This is a genomic window from Pseudomonas sp. Pse35 (assembly GCF_024519715.1).
Lineage (GTDB): Bacteria > Pseudomonadota > Gammaproteobacteria > Pseudomonadales > Pseudomonadaceae > Aquipseudomonas > Aquipseudomonas paracarnis.
Map to the genome: position 1 here is coordinate 257062 of NZ_JALJRP010000004.1, position 19057 is coordinate 276118.

At 60.8% G+C, this 19057-nt stretch carries 17 protein-coding genes and 1 pseudogene; 11 read left to right on the plus strand and 7 right to left on the minus strand.

Annotation, left to right across the window (positions count from 1 at the left end; genetic code table 11):
• Nucleotides 1-121: 121 nt before the first annotated feature.
• Entirely contained in the window at nt 122-1495 is a 1374-nt protein-coding gene (ppnN, locus tag OC445_RS05375) for a nucleotide 5'-monophosphate nucleosidase PpnN (protein ID WP_032892811.1), read from the minus strand.
• A 148-nt stretch (nt 1496-1643) separates the two neighbouring features.
• Nucleotides 1644-2468 (minus strand): aspartyl/asparaginyl beta-hydroxylase domain-containing protein, encoded by an 825-nt coding sequence (locus OC445_RS05380; RefSeq protein ID WP_032900476.1) that lies wholly within the window; start codon nt 2466-2468, stop codon nt 1644-1646.
• Between the two features lie 276 nt (nt 2469-2744).
• On the opposite strand from OC445_RS05380, the gene fabV reads away from it, so the two are divergent.
• Nucleotides 2745-3938: an enoyl-ACP reductase FabV gene (gene fabV, locus OC445_RS05385; protein WP_054898637.1), complete on the plus strand. Its 1194-nt coding sequence runs from the start codon at nt 2745-2747 to the stop codon at nt 3936-3938.
• A 305-nt stretch (nt 3939-4243) separates the two neighbouring features.
• Nucleotides 4244-4867 carry an HAD family hydrolase gene (locus tag OC445_RS05390; RefSeq protein WP_198790773.1) on the plus strand — a complete coding sequence of 208 codons (624 nt, stop codon included), beginning with the start codon at nt 4244-4246 and terminating at the stop codon, nt 4865-4867.
• On the opposite strand, the gene OC445_RS05395 is transcribed toward OC445_RS05390, so the two are convergent.
• The gene (locus OC445_RS05395) at nt 4864-5769 is read right to left on the minus strand and encodes a LysR family transcriptional regulator (RefSeq protein ID WP_198790772.1); all 906 of its coding nucleotides are present in this window, start codon (nt 5767-5769) and stop codon (nt 4864-4866) included. The two genes, OC445_RS05390 and OC445_RS05395, sit on opposite strands and share 4 nt — an antisense overlap.
• A gap of 102 nt (nt 5770-5871) precedes the next feature.
• Here OC445_RS05395 and OC445_RS05400 point away from each other — a divergent pair, with 102 nt between their 5' ends.
• Nucleotides 5872-7041, plus strand: coding sequence for an aspartate aminotransferase family protein (locus OC445_RS05400; protein WP_198790771.1), 1170 nt, complete (start codon nt 5872-5874; stop codon nt 7039-7041).
• 144 nt (nt 7042-7185) lie between these two features.
• A pseudogene (locus OC445_RS05405) lies at nt 7186-7357 on the plus strand (aspartate aminotransferase family protein); the annotation flags it as partial.
• A 136-nt stretch (nt 7358-7493) separates the two neighbouring features.
• Here OC445_RS05405 and punR read toward each other — a convergent pair.
• On the minus strand, nt 7494-8408 hold the full coding sequence (gene punR, locus OC445_RS05410; RefSeq protein WP_034126673.1) for a DNA-binding transcriptional activator PunR: 915 nt from the start codon (nt 8406-8408) through the stop codon (nt 7494-7496).
• 122 nt (nt 8409-8530) lie between these two features.
• On the opposite strand from punR, the gene punC reads away from it, so the two are divergent.
• The gene (gene punC, locus OC445_RS05415; protein WP_127882142.1) at nt 8531-9715 is read left to right on the plus strand and encodes a purine nucleoside transporter PunC; all 1185 of its coding nucleotides are present in this window, start codon (nt 8531-8533) and stop codon (nt 9713-9715) included.
• Nucleotides 9716-9853: 138 nt separating this feature from the next.
• Here punC and OC445_RS05420 read toward each other — a convergent pair whose 3' ends face one another.
• Nucleotides 9854-10687, minus strand: a complete 834-nt coding sequence (locus tag OC445_RS05420) for a hypothetical protein (protein ID WP_034126675.1) — start codon at nt 10685-10687, stop codon at nt 9854-9856.
• 157 nt (nt 10688-10844) lie between these two features.
• Between OC445_RS05420 and OC445_RS05425 the strand changes: the two genes are divergently transcribed.
• The gene (locus tag OC445_RS05425) at nt 10845-12347 is read left to right on the plus strand and encodes a nucleobase:cation symporter-2 family protein (protein WP_262020008.1); all 1503 of its coding nucleotides are present in this window, start codon (nt 10845-10847) and stop codon (nt 12345-12347) included.
• 114 nt (nt 12348-12461) lie between these two features.
• On the opposite strand, the gene OC445_RS05430 is transcribed toward OC445_RS05425, so the two are convergent.
• Both OC445_RS05430 and OC445_RS05435 read right to left on the minus strand, forming a co-directional pair.
• Nucleotides 12462-13394, minus strand: coding sequence for a proline iminopeptidase-family hydrolase (locus tag OC445_RS05430; RefSeq protein WP_089041212.1), 933 nt, complete (start codon nt 13392-13394; stop codon nt 12462-12464).
• A gap of 94 nt (nt 13395-13488) precedes the next feature.
• Complete coding sequence (locus OC445_RS05435) at nt 13489-14253, minus strand: LuxR family transcriptional regulator (RefSeq protein WP_089041211.1); 765 nt, start codon at nt 14251-14253, stop codon at nt 13489-13491.
• A gap of 183 nt (nt 14254-14436) precedes the next feature.
• Here OC445_RS05435 and OC445_RS05440 point away from each other — a divergent pair, with 183 nt between their 5' ends.
• Genes OC445_RS05440 through OC445_RS05460 form a run of 5 tightly spaced genes read left to right on the plus strand, consistent with a single transcriptional unit; the run spans nt 14437 to nt 19050 of the window.
• Nucleotides 14437-15324, plus strand: a complete 888-nt coding sequence (locus tag OC445_RS05440) for a proline iminopeptidase-family hydrolase (protein WP_034126678.1) — start codon at nt 14437-14439, stop codon at nt 15322-15324.
• A gap of 3 nt (nt 15325-15327) precedes the next feature.
• Nucleotides 15328-16275 (plus strand): ABC transporter permease, encoded by a 948-nt coding sequence (locus OC445_RS05445; RefSeq protein ID WP_072446751.1) that lies wholly within the window; start codon nt 15328-15330, stop codon nt 16273-16275.
• Nucleotides 16272-17129 (plus strand): ABC transporter permease, encoded by an 858-nt coding sequence (locus OC445_RS05450; RefSeq protein WP_089041210.1) that lies wholly within the window; start codon nt 16272-16274, stop codon nt 17127-17129. The genes OC445_RS05445 and OC445_RS05450 overlap by 4 nt, the downstream gene beginning before the upstream one ends.
• Nucleotides 17126-18082, plus strand: a complete 957-nt coding sequence (locus OC445_RS05455) for an ABC transporter ATP-binding protein (protein WP_198790770.1) — start codon at nt 17126-17128, stop codon at nt 18080-18082. Before OC445_RS05450 ends, OC445_RS05455 begins: the two co-directional genes overlap by 4 nt.
• Nucleotides 18079-19050, plus strand: coding sequence for an ABC transporter ATP-binding protein (locus OC445_RS05460; protein WP_198790769.1), 972 nt, complete (start codon nt 18079-18081; stop codon nt 19048-19050). The genes OC445_RS05455 and OC445_RS05460 overlap by 4 nt, the downstream gene beginning before the upstream one ends.
• Nucleotides 19051-19057: the final 7 nt, after the last annotated feature.

The following is a 19057-nucleotide window of genomic DNA, read 5'->3' on the forward strand; positions in this document are numbered from 1 at the left end:
GTCCATAGGTCGCTCGCTGAGGTGAATGAGTTGGAATAGTAAAACCCTAGTCCGAACTCTTGTTCCTCACACGCGTTGCTATGCCCCAAACGAATACAAACTATGACCGACCGCCGCTGGCTTACTGCACCACGCGATAGCACGGCACATACGCCGCGCCGCCCGGCAGTTTCATGCGGTGCTGGGCCACGAACGCCTTCAATAATTCATCCAACGGTTTCATGATCGCCGGGTCGCCGTGGATCTCATACGGGCCGTTCTCCTCGATCAGGCGAATACCCTTGTCTTTGACGTTACCCGCCACGATCCCCGAGAACGCCCGGCGCAGGTTGGCCGCCAGTTCATGGGCCGGCAGCGCGTGGTTGAGTTGCAGGCTGGCCATGTTTTCGTGGGTGGGGTCGAACGGGCGCTGGAAGCCTTCGTCGATCTTCAGCAGCCAGTTGAAGTGGAACGCGTCGTTACGCTCGCGGCGGAATTGCTTCACCGCCTTGAGGCCGGTGGTCATCTGGCGGGCCACTTCAGCCGGGTCGTCGATGATGATCTGGTAATGCTTCTGCGCCGCTTCGCCCAAGGTGGCGCCGACGAACGCGTGCAATTGTTCCAGGTAAGGCGCGGCATGTTTCGGCCCGGTGAGCACCACCGGGAACGGCAGGTCGCGGTTGTCCGGGTGCATGAGGATGCCGAGCAGGTACAGGAACTCCTCGGCCGTGCCTGCGCCGCCGGGGAAGATGATGATGCCGTGGCCGACACGCACGAAGGCTTCCAGGCGCTTTTCGATGTCCGGCAAAATCACCAGCTCGTTGACGATGGGGTTCGGCGCTTCGGCAGCGATGATGCCTGGTTCGGTCAAGCCCAGGTAACGGCCATTGGTGATGCGCTGCTTGGCGTGGGAAATGGTTGCGCCCTTCATCGGGCCTTTCATCACGCCGGGGCCGCAACCGGTGCACACGTCGAGGCTGCGCAGGCCCAGTTCGTGCCCGACTTTCTTGGTGTATTTGTATTCTTCGGTGTTGATCGAATGGCCGCCCCAGCACACCACGATCTTCGGCTCGACACCCGGGCGCAGCGTACGGGCGTTACGCAGCAGGTGGAACACGTAATCGGTGATGCCTTGGGAGTTGCTCAGGTCGATACGCTGGCTATCCAGCTCGTTCTCGGTGTAGACGATGTCGCGCAGGGCGCTGAACAGCATTTCGCGGGTGCTGGCAATCATTTCGCCATCGACGAAGGCATCGGCGGGGGCGTTGAGCAGTTCCAGGCGTACGCCGCGGTCCTGCTGGTGAATACGCACTTCAAAGTCTTTGTAGGCGTCGAGGATGGTCTTGGCGTTGTCGATATGCGCGCCGGTATTGAGAATCGCCAGGGCGCATTGGCGGAACAGGGTGTAGATGCTGCCGGTACCGGCTTCGCTCAGTTGCTGCACTTCACGTTGGGACAGGGTTTCGAGGCTGCCCTTGGGGCTGACGGAGGCGTTGATGACTTGACGTTGGGGCATTCTGATTCCTTGAAAGCATAGCCACCGCGCCCGCTAGGGGGCGATGGCTTGAGAATGGTGAGCGCCAATTAAGGTCGCACGAGACGGTTATTTACCTCAGGCGCAAGGCCCAGCGCAAATGCCGTCCAACACCATCATGCCGCAGAACTTACTGAATCAGCTTCCAGTTTTTGTAGAAAACCCGACGCAGGGTAAAGACCAGGCCGGCAAACCCTGCGATCACGGCGTTGAGCACCGAGGGCAGCAGGGTCGGGCGCACAATATCAATGAACAGGCAGTAGCGTTTGGCGTCGTTTTTGTTGAAGGACGCGTGCATCAGCGTGTCATCGAAGATAAACAGCGGGTCGTCGTGCCAGTAGTGCTTGTGCTTGCCCACCTGGATGTATACGCCCTCATGGTGCGGTGCCGGCGCCATGTTGTAGAGCACACGGAACATCATGCGCAGGGGGCCGAAGTGGAACGAGGTCGAGCGGTTCTCGTTGAACACCGAGACGCCGATGGTTTTCACGAACGGCAGTTTCTTGCGCAGCTGCGGGATATCCAGGGTGGTTTCGATCGGGCGACCGTACCACTGGAAGAACAACATGCCGCGTTTCTTCTCGGCCATGCGCTCGTCCAGGTAGCTGATGATTTCATCCTTGCGGGCCATGGCGTCGTCGATCACCTGTTGCAGGTCTTCGCGCCAGGCCGGTGGCAGGTCGTTCATGGTGTAGACATGCCGGTTGCGGCTGCTGAGCAGGTCGAGCAGGGTGTTGAACGGTGCCAGCACCCAGGTATTACGACCGTTGCCGATAAAATACTTCTTGATGGTGTCGCGGTCGTACAGGCCGTTACGCAGGAAGTCATAAACGCCGCAGCACACCACCAACAGCAGAAACACCAGGCAACTGCGCGGGAAACAATAGATCAATAGCAGAACGCCGAGTACCCACGCCAGGGATACCAGCTTCTTGCCGACAGCATTTTTGCTCATGAAACGAGGCTCCAAAGCCGAAACATATTGAAACAATCTCGTCATCATAGGGGTTTATGGGGCCGGCAGGCGTTTTTAAATAGGGTGAAATTGTGAAGCTGCTGCACAATTTGTAACCGTTGCCGTGCAGGCTCCGACGTTTTGTGGATTGAATTTTGAGAACAGAAGATTTGCGACTATCGTGACGCTTCGGTTTTTCAGGCGTCATAGACCGGTACGATTGAAGTTGAATGGCCACTATTGGCCTTCGGCACCTTGGAAGAGGCAGAAATTTTTATGATCATCAAACCGCGGGTTCGTGGCTTTATCTGTGTGACCGCTCACCCTGTTGGCTGTGAAGCGAACGTCAAAGAGCAGATCGACTACGTAACCAAAAACGGCGTCATCGAGGGCGGCCCTAAAAAGGTACTGGTCCTCGGTGCCTCCACCGGCTACGGCCTGGCCGCGCGCATCAGTGCTGCGTTTGGCTGCGGCGCCGACACCCTGGGCGTGTTTTTTGAGAAAGAAGGCGAAGAAGGCAAGTTGAGCTCCGCCGGCTGGTACAACAGCGCGGCGTTCGAGAAGTTTGCCGTGGAAAAGGGCCTGTACGCCAAGAGCATCAACGGCGACGCGTTCTCCGACGAGATCAAGCGCCTGACCATCGAGACCATCAAGAAAGACCTGGGCAAGATCGACCTGGTGGTCTACAGCCTGGCCGCGCCACGCCGTACCGACCCGCAAGGCGTGGTGCACACCTCCACCCTCAAGCCAATCGGCAAGGCCGTGACCCTGCGCGGGATCAACACCGACAAGGGCGTGGTGGTCGACACCACGCTTGAGCCTGCGACCCAGGAAGAAATCGACGGTACCGTGAAGGTCATGGGCGGCGAAGACTGGCAGCTGTGGATCGACGCCCTGCGTGACGCCGATGTATTGGCCGAAGGCGCCAAGACCACCGCGTTCACCTATCTCGGTGAGAAGCTGACCCAGGACATCTACTGGAACGGCTCCATCGGCGAAGCCAAGAAAGACCTGGACAAGAAAGTTTTGACCCTGCGCGAAAACCTCGCTGCGCTCAAGGGCGACGCCCGTGTGTCGGTGCTCAAGGCCGTGGTCACCCAGGCCAGCTCGGCGATCCCGATCATGCCGCTGTACCTGTCGCTGCTGTTCAAGGTGATGAAAGAGCAGGGCACCCATGAAGGCTGCATCGAGCAGGTCTACGGCCTGTTCAAGGACAGCCTGTACGGCAGCGAGCCGAAACTCGACGCCGATGGCCGCCTGCGTGCCGACCTGGCCGAGCTGGAACCGAAGGTTCAGGACGCCGTGGCCGCACTGTGGAACCAGGTGACCGACGACAACGTCAACGAGATCAGCGATTTTGCCGGTTACAAGGCTGAATTCCTGCGCTTGTTTGGCTTTGAAGTCGACGGCGTGGATTACGACGCGGATGTGAACCCGACCGTCAAAATCAACGGCCTGATCCAGGCTTAAAACGCGGTCAATAAGGTGGAAACTGGCTTGCCGTGATGCCAGTCAGTTAACGCAAATCCCCTGTGGGAGCGGGCTTGCCCGCGAAGGCGGTGTGTCAGTCGCAGCATCTGAGGCTGTACGACCGCTTTCGCAGGCAAGCCAGCTCCCACATTTGATCTTCGTTGTTTTGAGCATTGCGTCCGCTCAATGAGGCCATGCCTCCCCCCACCTGTCTTTTCAGACACTTCTTACGCCTCGGCGCGCGCCTCCCTCTTGTAGATCTGTCAGACTCCAGCAGCTATCAAGCCATGCTAACGGAGGATCTGATGACGATTCGTGCAGTAGTTTTTGATTTCGGCGGTGTCCTGTTCGACTGGAGCCCGCAGCACCTGTACCGCAAGCTGATTGCCGACGACGTCGAGCGCCAGTGGTTCCTCGACACCATCTGTACCCAGGACTGGAACACCGAGCAAGATGCCGGGCGCTCCCTGGCTGAAGCCACCCGCACCCTGGTTGCCCAATACCCCGAACACACGACCCTGATCCAGGCTTATTACGAGCGCTGGCCCGAAATGCTGCGGGCTGAATTACCCGAGGGCGTGGCGATTCTCGAAGCGTTGCATCAGGTTGAGATGCCGCTGTTCGGGCTCACCAACTGGTCATCTGAAACCTTCCCTTACGCCCGGGCCAACTATCCATTTCTGAAGCGTTTTCGCAATATTCTGGTGTCTGGCGAGGTGAAGTTGATCAAGCCTGACCCGGCGATCTACCACGCCAGCCTCAGTCAGGTGCGTGAACACTTTCCAGACATACAGGCCAGTGAAGTGGTGTTTATCGACGACGTCGCCGGCAATATCGAGGCCGCCATCGCGTTGGGCTGGCAGGGTATTCACCACGTATCGGCCGAGCGCACCGCCGCGCGTTTGCGTGAGTTGGGCGTGGCGTTCTAGCGCGCCCATTTCTCCATTACAAAGTCGACGAACGCCCGCAGCTTGGGCAGGCGGTAGCGGTCTTGGCGATACATCAGGTGCATGGGGCGGCTGGGCAGTTTATAGGTGGTCAGCAAGGCCACCAGCTTGCCGCTCTCCAGGTCCGGTTGCACCAGGGCATCGGCCAACATGCTGATGCCCATGCCGTTGATGGCGGCCTGGCGCAAGCCTTGGGAGCTGTTGATGGTCAATGAGCCAGACACCGGCACCTCCATCTCACCTTCATCGCCGGTCATGCGCCAGAGTTTATCGGTGTCGCGCCAGTTGTCGTTCGCGGGGTAGGCGAATGCCAGGCAGTCATGCTGCTGCAGGTCATCCGGGGTTTGCGGTGTGCCGCGTCGCGCCAGGTAGGCAGGGGAGGCGCAAAGGGTGAGGGTATAGGCCTGCAGAGGCCGGGCGATCAGGCTGGAGCTTTCCAGTTCGCCGAGACGGATCGCCACGTCAAAACCGCTGTCGACCAGGTCCATGCGCTCATTGCTCATCACCACGTACAGGTCGATAAGTGGGTAGCGCTGGGAAAACTCACTCAAGGCCGGCACCAGGCGTTCAGTGCCGAACACCGGGGGGGCGGTGATGCGCAGGCTGCCTTTGGGGGTTTCGCTGTGGACCTGCTCGGCCAATAACTCGGAGTCGGCCACCAGCCCCAGCACTTCCAGGCAGCGCTGATAATACTGCCCGCCAAATTCGGTGAGGTTCTGTTTGCGCGTGGTGCGTTTGAGCAAGCTGACGCCAAGCCGTTGTTCCAGCGCTCGCAGATGGTTGCCCACCATGGTGGTCGAAATCCCGCATTCCTGCGCGGCGGCGGTCATGCTGCCGGTCTCGACGACTTTCACGTACACCGACATTGCCTGGAACAGATCCATTATCAAGCCCTGGTTTAAAGTTATTGCAGCAATTCTGCGTTTATCCAGCGAGGGTGGTTAACCATACTTGATCCACCCCAACGATGCACTGGAGCCGCCACCATGACCGCCGCCTGCCTGATGAGCACTTATCAACCCCTGGCCCTGAGCTTCACCCGCGGCCTGGGCACGCGCCTGTGGGACCAACAGGGCCGCGAATACCTGGACGCCGTGGCCGGCGTGGCGGTGACCAATGTTGGCCATTCCCACCCCAGGTTAGTGGCCGCCATCAGCGAACAGGCCGGCTTGCTGCTGCACACCTCCAACCTCTACAGCATCGACTGGCAACAACAATTGGCCCGGCGCCTGGCCCAACTGTCCGGGCTGGACCGCGCGTTCTTCAACAATTCCGGCGCCGAGGCCAACGAGACGGCGCTGAAGTTGGCGCGTTTGCATGGCTGGAAAAAAGGCATCGAACAGCCGTTGGTGGTCGTGATGGAGAACGCCTTCCACGGCCGCACGCTAGGCACCATGGCTGCCAGCGACGGGCCTTCGGTGCGCCTGGGGTTCCAGCGATTGCCCGGCGATTTCATCAAGATTGGGTTTGGCGACATGGCGGCTCTGGAGGCGGTCACCGCGCAGTTCGGTACACGCATCGCGGCGGTACTGCTTGAACCAATCCAAGGTGAAAGTGGTGTGTTGGTGGCGCCACCAGGCTACCTGAAAGCCATGCGCGATCACTGCACGCGCCACGGCTGGCTGATGATGCTCGACGAAATCCAGACCGGCATCGGGCGCACCGGCACCTGGTTTGCCTTCCAGCACGAAGGCATCGTGCCGGACGTGATGACCCTGGCCAAAGGCCTGGGCAATGGCGTGCCCATCGGCGCCTGCCTGGCCCGCGCTGGCGTCGCTGAGCTGTTCACCCCCGGCAGCCATGGCAGCACCTTTGGTGGCAACCCGCTGGCGTGTCGCGTCGGGTGTACGGTGCTGGAGATTATCCAGGAGCAAGGCTTGCTCGAGAACGCTGCGTGCCAGGGAGAACACTTACTGGCGCGGTTGCGGATGGAGTTGGAGGAACATCCGCAGGTGCGGGCGATTCGTGGCAAGGGCTTGATGATCGGCATTGAACTGGCCAGCCCTTACCGCGACCTGGCCCAACGGGCAGCGCAGGAGCATGGGCTGTTGATCAACGTCACGCGGGGCAAGGTCATTCGCCTGTTGCCGCCACTGACGCTGGAGCGCAAGGAAGTGGAGATGATCGTGCGAGCCATCACCCGCCTACTGGACTGAAAGACGATGCTCGTTCCCACGCTCTGCGTGGGAACGCCTCCTGTGACGCTCTGCGTCACGCGTTAAGAGCGGACGCGGAGCGTCCAGGGCAGCATTCCCACGCAGAGCGTGGGAACGATCAGTCAGCAGCGTGGGAGCGATCAGAAACACTTACTGGCGCGGTTGCGGATGGAGTTGGAGGAACATCCGCGCGCAGGAGCATGGGCTGTTGATCAACGTCACGCGGGGCAAGGTCATTCGCCTGTTGCCACCACTGACGCTGGAGCGCAAGGAAGTGGAGATGATCGTGCGAGCCATCACCCGCCTACTGGACTGAAAGACGATGCTCGTTCCCACGCTATGCGTGGGAACGCCTCCTGTGACGCTCTGCGTCACGCGTTAAGAGCGGACGCGGAGCGTCCAGGGCAGCATTCCCACGCAGAGCGTGGGAACGATCAGCAGCGTGGGAGTGATCAGAAAGAGGGGCCATTCAGCCATTCCTGGTTCATCGTTTCGGTGTCCCCCAAGTACTCCAACAACCACGCCATGGCCGGCGACAGTTTGTTCTGCGCCCACGCCACACACGACGGGCTGGCCGGAAATGGCCGGCTCAATTGCAGCGCCACCAACTCCCCGCGCTCGATCCATGGCAATACCTGATGGGCCGGCGCCATCCCTACACACAGGCCATCGCGCAGGCAATCCAGGGCCGACGCCCAGTTGGGCACTACCAGGCGGCGCTGGTTATCCAGGGTCCAGGTGTCGCGCTTGGGCAGGTTGCGTGAGGTGTCGGTCATGCACAGCGAGGCAAAGGGGCGCAGTTGGTCATCACTGAGCAAACCTTCCACCGCCGCCAGCGGGTGCCGGGCGCTGACCACGCACAGCCAGTTCAACAGGCCCATGTCGCGGAAGCTGAAGTGGCTGGCCACCGGCACCGCGCTGGTGGCGCCGATCACGATGTCGGTGCGTTCATCGGCCAACGCATCCCACACGCCGTTGTACACCTCGTATTCGAGCAGCAATTCCACTTCGGGAAACTGCCGATAGAAGTCGAGCACCAACTGCCGGCAGCGCTGGGGTTTGACGATTGAGTCCACGGCCACCTTCAACTGCCCGCTCCAACCATTGGCCACCTGTTGGCACAGGCGCCGGGTGCCGAGCATTTTTTTCATCACGCCGCGGGCTTCGTCGATGAACAAACGGCCGGCGGGGGTCAGTTCTACGTCGCGATGCCGGCGCACAAACAACGGCACAGCCAGCCATTCTTCGAGCTGGCGCACGGTGTAGCTGATGGCCGACGGTACGCGGTGCAGTTCCTGGGCGGCGGCGCTGAAGCTGCCGTGACGGGCGACGGCGTCCACCACATCCAGGGAATATTCCGACCACATAGGTACTGCCTTCAAAATTATTGATAAGAGTGTCCAATTATTATCGATTCACACAGATATTGTCAGCTTCATAATGGGCGTCAGTCAGCAAATAGTTTGATGGCAGTATCTACAAGGCTTCGATGAAAAATTCTTTTGGTTTTACCTGGTATCTGGCGGGGCTGAGCATGCTCGGTTATCTCGCCATGGACATGTACTTGCCGGCGTTTGGCGCCATGGGCGAGCAGTTGAACATTGGTGCTGGCGCGGTGGGCGCCAGCTTGAGTATTTTCCTTGCCGGCTTTGCGCTGGGGCAGTTGCTGTGGGGGCCGCTCTCGGACCGCCTGGGGCGCAAGCCGATTCTGATCGCGGGCCTGAGCCTGTTTGTGCTCGGTTGCCTGGGCATGTTCTGGGTTCAGAGCGCGCCGCAACTGCTGGCCCTGCGCTTTATGCAGGCGATTGGCGTGTGTGCCGCCGCCGTCAGTTGGCAGGCTTTGGTGATTGATCGCTACCCGGCCGACAAGGCTCACCGCGTCTTCGCCAGCATCATGCCGTTGATGTCGCTATCGCCGGCCCTGGCACCGCTGTTGGGCGCCATGGTGCTGAATCACTTTGGCTGGCAGGCGATCTTCGGCGTGTTGCTGGTGGTGTCGTTGTTGCTGTTGTTGCCGACCTTGTTCCTGCGCAATGTGCCCAAGCGTTCGGAGCACAAGGGCAGCCCGGTGCGCCTGGGGTATGGGCAATTGCTCACTTCTCGGGTGTTTACCGGCAACGTGATGATCTTCGCCGCCTGTTCGGCCAGCTTCTTCGCTTGGCTGACCGCCTCGCCGTTCATCCTCGGTGGCATGGGTTACAGCCCGAATGACATTGGCCTCAGCTACGTGCTGCCGACCCTGGCGTTTCTCGTTGGCGGCTACAGTTGCCGCAGCGCCTTGCAGCGCCTGCCGGGTAAAACCCTGCTGCCGTGGTTGCTGGTCGCCTATTGCTTGAGCATGGTGGCGTTGTACCTGGTGGCCACCTTGAGTGTGCCGACCCTGACCACCTTGTTGATCCCGTTCTGTCTGATGGCGCTGTGCAACGGCGCCAGCTACCCGATTGTGGTGGCGAATGCGCTGATGCCCTTTGCGGAAAATTCCGGCAAGGCGGCGGCCCTGCAAAATACCCTGCAATTGGGCTTGTGCTTCGTGGCCAGCCTGTTGGTGTCGTCGATGATCGAGCAACCACTGTTGATCACGGTGATTGTGATGCTGGCGACGGCGCCACTGGCGGTGTTGGGCTATTGGCTGGCACGGCCGAAGGGCAACTCTTCCGAACTGGCCAACGCCTGAGCTGACAATACGATCAAACTGGTAGGAGCGAGCTTGCTCGCGAAAAACGTCAACGATAACGCGGGCTTTCTGAATGAACGCGGCGTCGGTGAGTTTTTCGCGAGCAAGCTCGCTCCTACAAAAAGCCTGCTTCTTCAGTCAGAACGTCACTTCCATGTTCAGCGTCGGTGTTGAGGTGCGGCTGCCACGGCCGCCGTCCACCCCGAACTTGTTATGCCAGTACTCATACCCCACCCCCAGATACAGGTTCGGCTTCACGCTTTTACCTGGTCGCACCGCCACCATCAGCGCTGTACGCATCAAGGCCTCCGCTGCCGTATCGCGGCCATGGTAGTCCTCGCCTTTTTCCCCGACGTAGTTAATGAACCCCTGGAATTTCGCCGCATGGTTGCCCACCTCGAACGGTCGCATCCAGGTCAGGTTGAGCATGTAGGTAGCGTCGAAGGTGTGGTTCGACTCTTGCGCGCCGGGAATGCCGGTGTGGTTCTTTTCCTTGTAGTACATCAGGCTCAGGTCCAGCACGCCGACAGTGTTGAACTTCAACGTAGGGCCAATCACCAAGGCGCGCTTCTTGGCGGAAGCGAAGTTGTTGTTGCGGTTGGCGTCGAAGCCCAGGGTCAGCGCGTAATCCTTGATCAGCCCCGTGCCCGGCGGCAAGTCGAACACGCGTGAGGCATACAGCTGATGCCGGTACACGGCGTACACCTCGCTGCCACCGTGGTCGGTGCCTTTGCGCGGGTCGCTGCTGTCGGACAGGAATACGTCGAGGTTGAGGAAATTGCTGCCGTAACGGTAGCCGCTGGCGTGGGTAAAACTGTAGATGCGCTTGCTGAAGTCGTCGGGGTTGTTCGGGTTGGTGAAGTGCTGCCCGTAGCGGAACCCGACGCTGTTGTTCATCCATTCCACCGCAACAGCCTCCCCGCCGCCGAGAAGGGTCAATGCGACGGTGGCGCCCTGTAGTGCCTTTTTCATTATTTTTGTCCTTTGGCGTTCTGGCTCGTGACGGCCGGATTGTTTTTGTAACGCCGTTGGAGGGTATCTTGTTCGATTGATTGTATACAACTCTATGGACATACAGTCTGAACATTGCATACAGTGAGCGCACAACAAAAACAGAGAACCCCTCACCATGACTATCCCGAAGGCGTCACCGCAGCGGCCCGAAGATGAAAATCTGGGCGTCGCCGCCAACATGGCTTACGGCCTGCAGCATGTGCTCACCATGTATGGCGGCATCGTCGCCGTGCCGTTGATCGTCGGCCAGGCCGCCGGGTTGTCGCCGGCGGATATCGGTCTGCTGATCGCTGCATCGCTGTTTGCCGGTGGCCTGGCCACGCTTTTGCAAACCCTGGGCCTGCCGTTCTTCGGCTGTCAGTTGCCGCTGGTGCAGGGCGTGTCGTTCGCGGGGGTGGCGACCATGGTGGCGATTGTCGGCAGCGACGGTGCCGGTGGTGTGCCAGCGATTCTCGGGGCGGTGATGGCCGCGTCCTTTATCGGTTTGTTGATTACCCCGGTGTTCTCAAGGATCACCAAGTTTTTTCCGCCGCTGGTGACGGGCATTGTGATTACCACCATCGGCCTGACCCTGATGCCTGTAGCGGCGCGCTGGGCCATGGGTGGCAACAGCCGGGCGGCAGATTTTGGCAGCATGTCCAACATCGGCCTGGCCGCGCTGACCCTGGTGCTGGTGCTGCTGCTGAGCAAGATCGGCAGCGCAACCATCTCTCGCTTGTCGATCCTGCTGGCCATGGTGATCGGCACCGTGATCGCGGTGCTGCTCGGCATGGCGGACTTCTCTGGCGTCATGCAGGGGCCGATGTTCGGTTTCCCCACACCCTTTCACTTCGGCATGCCCACCTTCCATGTGGCGGCGATCATTTCCATGTGCATCGTGGTGATGGTGACGCTGGTGGAAACGTCGGCGGACATCCTGGCGGTGGGTGAGATCATCGACACCAAGGTGGACTCCAAGCGCCTGGGCAACGGCCTGCGTGCCGACATGTTGTCGAGCATGTTTGCGCCGATCTTCGGTTCGTTTACCCAGAGCGCATTCGCCCAGAACGTCGGCCTGGTGGCGGTGACAGGGGTCAAGAGTCGGTTTGTGGTGGCCACTGGCGGGGGGTTCCTGGTGGTGCTCGGCCTGTTGCCGTTCATGGGGCGGGTGATCGCGGCCGTGCCCACCTCCGTGTTGGGCGGCGCCGGGATTGTGTTGTTCGGCACGGTGGCGGCCAGTGGGATTCGCACGCTGTCGAAGGTGGATTACCGCAACAACATGAACCTGATCATCGTTGCCACGTCTATCGGCTTCGGCATGATCCCCATCGCCGCGCCGAGCTTCTACGATCAGTTTCCAAGCTGGTTCGCGACCATCTTCCACTCGGGCATCAGCTCGTCGGCAATCATGGCGATATTGCTGAACCTGGCGTTCAACCACTTCACCGCCGGCAACTCGGACCAGCAGTCAGTGTTTGTGGCGGGGACTGAGCGCAGCTTGTGCTTTCGCGACGTGGCTGCGTTGCGCGATGGGGATTACTACCGGGGTGGGAAGTTGTTTGATGCCGAGGGCAAGGAAATTCCCCTGGTAGCAGATACCTCAAAGAAAGCCGCAAAACCCGAAACCACTGAGGTTTAAACAGGTAGGAGCGAGCTTGCTCGCGAAAAACGTCAACGATGACGCGTGCTTCCTGAATAAACACGGCGTCTGATAGTTTTTCGCGAGCAAGCTCGCTCCTACAGAGGGCGGATTTCAGCCGGCCTTGAGGGCTTTGTGCGGCAACGAACACGCCTCATCCAGAAACTTCACCACCGTCCCCATGCACGCCTGGCGCTCTTCCACATGGGGCATGTGGCTGGAGTCTTCAAACAGTGCCCAGCGCACGTCCGCTATCTCATCCAGGAATGGCTTGACCACCAACGGTGTGGCTTCGTCATGTCGACCGGAAATCACCAGGGTTGGCACCTTGATGGCTGACAGGCGGCCGATCACATTCCAGTCCTTCAAGCTGCCAATCACGTGGAATTCGGTCGGGCCGCTCATGGCGTGGTACACCGTCGGGTCGGCATCCACCTGGGCGAAGGTGCGTGCCACTTCTTCGGGCCACGGGTTGACCCGGCACACATGCTGGTCATAGAAAATCCGTGAGGCCGCCAGGTATTGCGGGTCTTGGTAGGTGCCGGCCTGCTCGTGCTTTAGCAGGATTTCATGCACGCCTTCAGGCAACAGCTTGCGCAGGCGGTTGGCTTCGCTGACCCAGGTGCGCATGCAGGTGGGGGAGTTGGCAGGGATAAACGCGCGCAGGCCCTTGGGTTGCAAGATTGCGTGTTCGCTGCCCAGCATGCCGCCCCAGGATTGACCGAGGATCGCGTAGTTCTCACTGATTTGCAGGTGGTCCAGCAGGTTGTTCAACTCGTCGAGGAACAGGCCGATGGTCCAGAACGACGGGTCTTTTTCCGGTAAGTGCGTGGAGCGGCCGTTGCCCAACTGGTCGTAGTGGATGACCGCGTGGCCGCTGGCGGCGACGTCCTTGAAAGCGTCGACGTAATCGTGGGTGCAGCCCGGGCCGCCATGGATGATCACCAAGGGCGTACGGCCTGTGGTCAGGTCGCCGGTGACGCGATACCAGGTCTGATAGGCGCCAAAGGGCGCGTAGCCTTCGCGAACTTTTTCGATGAATTCCATTTCGTACCCTGCTCTGAAAAAAAGGATCAGGGTTACGATAGTCTGAACAAAAAGTTTAGGTAACTAGCAAAACAGATAGGTTTTTGCCGAAAGCTCAACTTTCCAGCAAGCGGTAGTGGGTGGCGCGAACCACGGCCTGAACACGGTTCTTGGCGCCCAGTTTGTGCATGGCCGAGGCCAGGTGCAGAGTGACCACCGCCAGGGAGCGGCTCAATTGCGAGGCGATTTCGGCGGCGGTCAGGCCTTCAGCCGCCCATTTCAGGCATTCGCGCTCGCGCTTGGTCAGGCGTATGTGCGGATAAGCCCGCACCTCCTTGCTGAACAGCGGGTACGCCGCTTCCTGGAGGGCATGGGTAATCAGGCTGAAATCGGCCAGCGTATGTTGGGCGTCCTTCAATACCGTGCGCGCCTTGCCGGTGCGCAACCCGGTCAGCGAGGCGAAGCCGCCCCGGGGCAGATGAATCGGCACGCTGACGCCGCAGGTCAGCTGGCGCTCATGCAGATAAGAAGAAACGGGGGCGTGGCAGGGGTCGATGATCTTTTGCAGGGCCGTCTCAGTCTTGGCCTCATAGGACCAGACAAACGGCGACACTGTGCTCAGCGCCAGGTGTTGCACCGGGTCGATCTGGTAAAACCCTTCGCTGCACCATAAGGCGTGCCAATCGCTCGGTGTGTTGCGCAGTTGCAACAGCGAGGGCGTGATCAGTGCGCCGTTGAGGTCGATGGGCACCGGGGTGTAGTCATACACCAGGGCATCGAAGCCCAGTTGTTGGGCAAGGATAAACGTATTGTCCATCTGTTCATCCAGGCTCCTGCCCGGTATGAGGCGATTATTGAAGGCGGTCAGCTTGGCCAGCATCCGTTCTGCTCCCGAATTCATTTGAATCTCGACTTGCTGCAAGTAGAATGCCACGCCCCGGCGAAGGACTGCCAGGCCAAACCTATAAGAAATACTAGGTTATGGACGCACGGCATCCTCGGTAGTGTTGACCTGATAAACGGCCGCTACCCGCCAGGCCGATACAACACAAGGAATGTATGCATGTGGCGTGAAATTGCCCCCGACCAGCAGTACAACGTGCAAGTCGACGGCCATAACCTCGTGGTCTACAGCTTTGGCGAAGGCGATGAGGTGCTGCTGTGTCTCAACGGCGGGCCGGGCCTGCCGTGTGACTATCTGCGCGACGCCCATGGCTGGCTCAAAGCACATAACCTGCGAGTGGTTGCATTCGACCAGCTTGGCACGGGCGCATCAGCCAGACCGACCGATGCCTCACTGTGGGAAATCCGCCGTTATGTCGAAGAAGTCGAGACCGTGCGCCAGGCGCTGGGCCTGGGCCGCGTGCATCTGCTCGGGCATTCCTGGGGCGGTTGGCTGGGGATCGAATATGCCGTGCATTATCCCGGTGCGCTCAAAAGCCTGATCCTGGAAAACACCGTCGGCGACATTCCCCACCTGTCCCAGGAACTGGAGCGTCTGCGCGGCGCCCTGGGCAGCGAAACCGTGGCCATGATGCAACGCCACGAAGCCATGGGCACCCTCGACCACCCGCAGTACCAGGCCGCCATCACCTTGCTCAACTACCGCCACGTGTGCCGGCTCGACGAATGGCCAGAGCCGGTCAAGCGCTCCCTGGGCGACTGGAACATGGGGCCTTACGAAACCATGCAAGGCCCCAACGAGTTCCTCTATATCGGTAACCTCAAGGACTGGAACCGCCTCAAGGAAATGGCCGAGTTCACGATGCCGATCCTGATCACCACCGGCCAGCATGATGAACTCACCCCCGCCTGTGCGATGCGCATGAAACTTGCGGCCCCCCACGCCGAGTTGCATGTGTTCCCCAACAGCAGTCATATGCCTTTTTACGAGGAGCCACAGGCGTACTTCCCGGTGCTGCTGGACTTTCTCGCTCGCCACCGAGGCTGACGCATGAACCTGGCGCGCTACCGTTTTGTGTTGTCCCGGCCCCTGCAATTGCTGCCGGTGCTGCTGGGCATCAGCCTGATCACCTTCGTGTTGGTGCGCTCGATTCCTGGCGACCCGGCGCGTGCCTTGCTGGGTGCGCGCAGCACGCCGGATGCGCTGCTGAAGATCCGCGCCCAGTTCGGCCTCGACCAGCCCTTGTGGCTGCAATACTTTTACTTCCTGAAAAACCTGCTCAAGGGCGACCTCGGCCAATCGCTGCTGTACAAGGTCGACGCCCTCAAACTGATCGTCACCCGCATCGAGCCGACGCTGGTGCTGGTGCTGGGCAGCGTGGTGCTCGCTTTGTTGATAGCGGTGCCACTGGCAACGATTGCGGCGCGCCAGCAAGGCCGTTGGGCGGACAAGCTGATCCGCGTGTTCACCACGGTCGGCCTGGGCATGCCGGCGTTCTGGCTGGGGTTGATGCTGATCCTGCTGCTCAGCGTGAAATGGGGCTTGTTCCCGGTGTCCGGTTACGGGCGCACTTGGCTGGATAAGGCGCACCACATGCTTTTGCCATGCCTGACCATCGCCCTGGCGCTGTCGGCGGTGCTGGTGCGCAACCTGCGGGCGAGCATGTTGATGGAGTTGCAGGCGGATCACGTCACCGCCGCACGTGCACGCGGGCTGGCGGAAGGCGCGGTGTTTCGCCGGCATGTACTGCCCAACGCTCTGGTGCCGGCGGTCAACCTGCTGGCGGTCAACATCGGTTGGCTGATCAGCGGCACGGTGGTCATCGAAAGCCTGTTCGCGATTCCAGGCATCGGCCAGTTGCTGGTGCGCGGCATTTTCACCCGTGACTACATGGTGGTGCAGGGTGTGGCGATGGTGCTGGCCTGTGCCACGGTGGTGGTCAACTTCCTGGCCGACCTGGTGACGGTGGCCCTCGACCCACGGGTAAAGATGCAATGAGCAGCCGCCCATTGATTGCCCCGTGGCGCTTGCGCCTGCGCTTTGGTTTTCGCAATGGCCGGCTGACCGCCGCATGGGGTTTGTTGATCCTGTTCGCGTGGTTGGCCCTGGCGCTGTTTGCGCCGTGGGTCGCGCCCTACGACCCCGTCGCGCAGGACACCGGCATGAGTTTGCTGGCCCCCAGCCTTGCCCATCCGTTGGGTACGGACAATTACGGCAGGGACATCCTGTCGAGGGTGATCTGGGGTGCGCGCATCGACCTGCAGTTGGCGGTTATCGGGGTGATCTTCCCTTTCATCATTGGCACCTTTATCGGTGCGGTCTCGGGTTATATCGGCGGGCGTTTCGACAGTGTCTGCATGCGTGTGATCGACGTGGTGCTGGCGTTCCCGTTCCTGGTGCTGATGCTGGCGATCATGGCCATCCTCGGGCCGGGCTTGCAGAGTTTTTACATCGCCATGGCGCTGGTGGGCTGGGTGTCGTACGCGCGCCTGATTCGCTCGCAGATCCTGGTGCTCAAGGAAAGCGAGTTCGCCCTGGCCGCCAAGAGCCTGGGCTTTGGCCATGGACGCATTCTGTTCCGGCATTTGCTGCCTAATGCGCTGTTTGGCTCCATTGTGTTTTCCATGTCCGACGCGGTGCTGGTGCTGCTCAACGGCGCCGCCGTCAGTTACCTGGGCCTGGGGGTGCAACCACCGACCGCCGAATGGGGGACGATGGTGGCCGAGGGGCAAGCCTTTATCACCACCGCCTGGTGGATCTGCACCTTTCCGGGCCTGGCCATCGTGACCTTGGCCATGGGCTTCAGCCTGTTGGCCGATGGTGTTGCGCAGGTATTGGGAGAGCGCTCATGAGCCTGTTGCAGGTGCGCGACCTCAGTGTGATCGCCAACAACGCCGGGCGTGAGGTCACCTTGGTGGATCGGGTGTCCTTCGACCTGGCCGAAGGTGAAATCCTTGGCCTGGTGGGCGAGAGCGGTTCCGGCAAGACCATGGCCTGTCGCGGCCTGATGCGTCTGTTGCCATCGCCCAATCTGCGCGTGCTGGGCGGCGCTGTGCAGTTGGCCGGCCAGGACCTGTTGGCACTGGATGATGCCGGCATGCGTGCCGTGCGCGGCGGGCAGTTGGGCATGGTCTTCCAGAACCCCAGCAGCCACCTCGACCCGTTGATGCGCATCGGTGAGCAGATCGCCGAGGGCATCCGCCTGCACCAAGGCGCGTCGAAAAAAGACGCGCGCTTGCAGGCGATCGAGGTATTGCGTCAGGTCGGGATTCCCGACCCCCAGGCGCGGGTCGACAACTACCCCCATGAGTTTTCCGGTGGCATGCGCCAGCGCGCAATGATCGCCGTGGCCCTGGGCTGCAACCCGAAGGTGTTGATCGCCGACGAACCGACCACGGCCCTGGATGTGACGGTGCAGGCGCAAATCCTGCGGCTGTTGCTCGACCTGCGCGACCAGCGTGGCCTGTCGATCATCATGATCACCCATGACCTGGGCGTGGTGGCGCAAACCTGCGATGCCATCGCCGTGATGTACGCCGGGCGCCTGTGCGAGCACGGCAGCAAATACGAACTGCTGGCCCAACCGCAACATCCGTACACCGCCGGCCTGATCGACTGCCAGCCGGCCCATAGCAGCGGGCATGCGTTGTTGCGCACCATTGCTGGCCAGCCGCCGTTACTCGACGCACTGCCCGACGGCTGCCGCTTCCACCCGCGCTGCCCGCAGGCCGGCGCCTTGTGCACCGAGTTGCTGCCCCAGGGCGCACGCGTGGCCTGTCACTACCCGTTGGGAGCGCGCCCATGAGCTTGTTACAGGTCAAGGATCTGGAAGTACGCTTTGCCGCGTCCGGCAGCGGCCTGTTTGGCCTCAACCGCCAGTGGGTGAGGGCGGTGAACGGGGTGTCGCTGAACCTCGCCGCCGGTGAAACCCTGGGTTTGGTGGGCGAGTCCGGCAGTGGCAAGAGCACCCTGGGCCGGGCCATTCTGCACCTCAACCCGATCAGCGCAGGGCAGGTGTTGTTCGACGGTATCGACATGGCCCATGGCAGTGCCATCGACATCGCCCGGCTGCGGCATGAGACCGCGATGATTTTCCAGGACCCCTACGCCGCGCTCAATCCACGGCACAGCATTGGCGAAACCATCGCCGAGGTACTGCGTGTGCAGCGTAAGGTGGCGGCGCAGCAGATTCCTGATCGTGTGAATGAGTTGCTCGAACTGGTCGGCTTGCGTCCTGAGCTGGCTTCACGCAAGCCCGGCTCGCTCAGTGGTGGCCAGTGCCAGCGCGTGGGTATCGCCCGGGCGCTGGCGGTGGAGCCACGCCTGATCATTGCCGATGAATGCGTGGCCGCGCTGGATGTGTCGATCCAGGGCCAGATCATCAACCTGCTGCTGGAACTGCAACAGCGTATGAACCTGGCGATCCTGTTTATCGCCCATGACCTGGCCATCGTAAGGCGCCTATGCGACCGCGTGGCGGTGATGTACCTGGGCAAGATCGTCGAAGAAGGCCCGGTGGAAGCGGTGTTCACCGCGCCCCGTCACCCGTACACGGCGGCGCTGATCCAGGCCATCCCGGAGATCGATCCGCACCGGCCATTGCCTGCGCAGCCATTGCCCGGCGAACCGCCGAGCCCGCTGAATCTGCCGACAGGCTGTGCCTTTCACCCGCGTTGCCGGTATGCGCAAGCCATGTGTTCCTCGGTATTGCCTCCCACCCATTTCGTGCACGAGCATCGGTACAGTTGCGTGCTTGAAGACCCTTTGCTTTGACCCTCTG

Excerpts from the sequence above, each read along its gene's own strand:
- OC445_RS05440 (WP_034126678.1), top strand. The coding sequence starts at position 14,437 with ATGTGGCGTGAAATTGCCCCCGACCAGCAGTACAACGTGCAAGTCGAC.
- OC445_RS05380 (WP_032900476.1), bottom strand. The coding sequence starts at position 2,468 with ATGAGCAAAAATGCTGTCGGCAAGAAGCTGGTATCCCTGGCGTGGGTA.
- fabV (WP_054898637.1), top strand. The coding sequence starts at position 2,745 with ATGATCATCAAACCGCGGGTTCGTGGCTTTATCTGTGTGACCGCTCAC.
- OC445_RS05435 (WP_089041211.1), bottom strand. The coding sequence starts at position 14,253 with ATGCTGGCCAAGCTGACCGCCTTCAATAATCGCCTCATACCGGGCAGG.
- punC (WP_127882142.1), top strand. The coding sequence starts at position 8,531 with ATGAAAAATTCTTTTGGTTTTACCTGGTATCTGGCGGGGCTGAGCATG.
- OC445_RS05390 (WP_198790773.1), top strand. The coding sequence starts at position 4,244 with ATGACGATTCGTGCAGTAGTTTTTGATTTCGGCGGTGTCCTGTTCGAC.
- OC445_RS05445 (WP_072446751.1), top strand. The coding sequence starts at position 15,328 with ATGAACCTGGCGCGCTACCGTTTTGTGTTGTCCCGGCCCCTGCAATTG.
- OC445_RS05400 (WP_198790771.1), top strand. The coding sequence starts at position 5,872 with ATGACCGCCGCCTGCCTGATGAGCACTTATCAACCCCTGGCCCTGAGC.
- OC445_RS05455 (WP_198790770.1), top strand. The coding sequence starts at position 17,126 with ATGAGCCTGTTGCAGGTGCGCGACCTCAGTGTGATCGCCAACAACGCC.
- OC445_RS05420 (WP_034126675.1), bottom strand. The coding sequence starts at position 10,687 with ATGAAAAAGGCACTACAGGGCGCCACCGTCGCATTGACCCTTCTCGGC.
- ppnN (WP_032892811.1), bottom strand. The coding sequence starts at position 1,495 with ATGCCCCAACGTCAAGTCATCAACGCCTCCGTCAGCCCCAAGGGCAGC.
- OC445_RS05460 (WP_198790769.1), top strand. The coding sequence starts at position 18,079 with ATGAGCTTGTTACAGGTCAAGGATCTGGAAGTACGCTTTGCCGCGTCC.
- OC445_RS05430 (WP_089041212.1), bottom strand. The coding sequence starts at position 13,394 with ATGGAATTCATCGAAAAAGTTCGCGAAGGCTACGCGCCCTTTGGCGCC.
- OC445_RS05395 (WP_198790772.1), bottom strand. The coding sequence starts at position 5,769 with ATGGATCTGTTCCAGGCAATGTCGGTGTACGTGAAAGTCGTCGAGACC.
- punR (WP_034126673.1), bottom strand. The coding sequence starts at position 8,408 with ATGTGGTCGGAATATTCCCTGGATGTGGTGGACGCCGTCGCCCGTCAC.
- OC445_RS05450 (WP_089041210.1), top strand. The coding sequence starts at position 16,272 with ATGAGCAGCCGCCCATTGATTGCCCCGTGGCGCTTGCGCCTGCGCTTT.
- OC445_RS05425 (WP_262020008.1), top strand. The coding sequence starts at position 10,845 with ATGACTATCCCGAAGGCGTCACCGCAGCGGCCCGAAGATGAAAATCTG.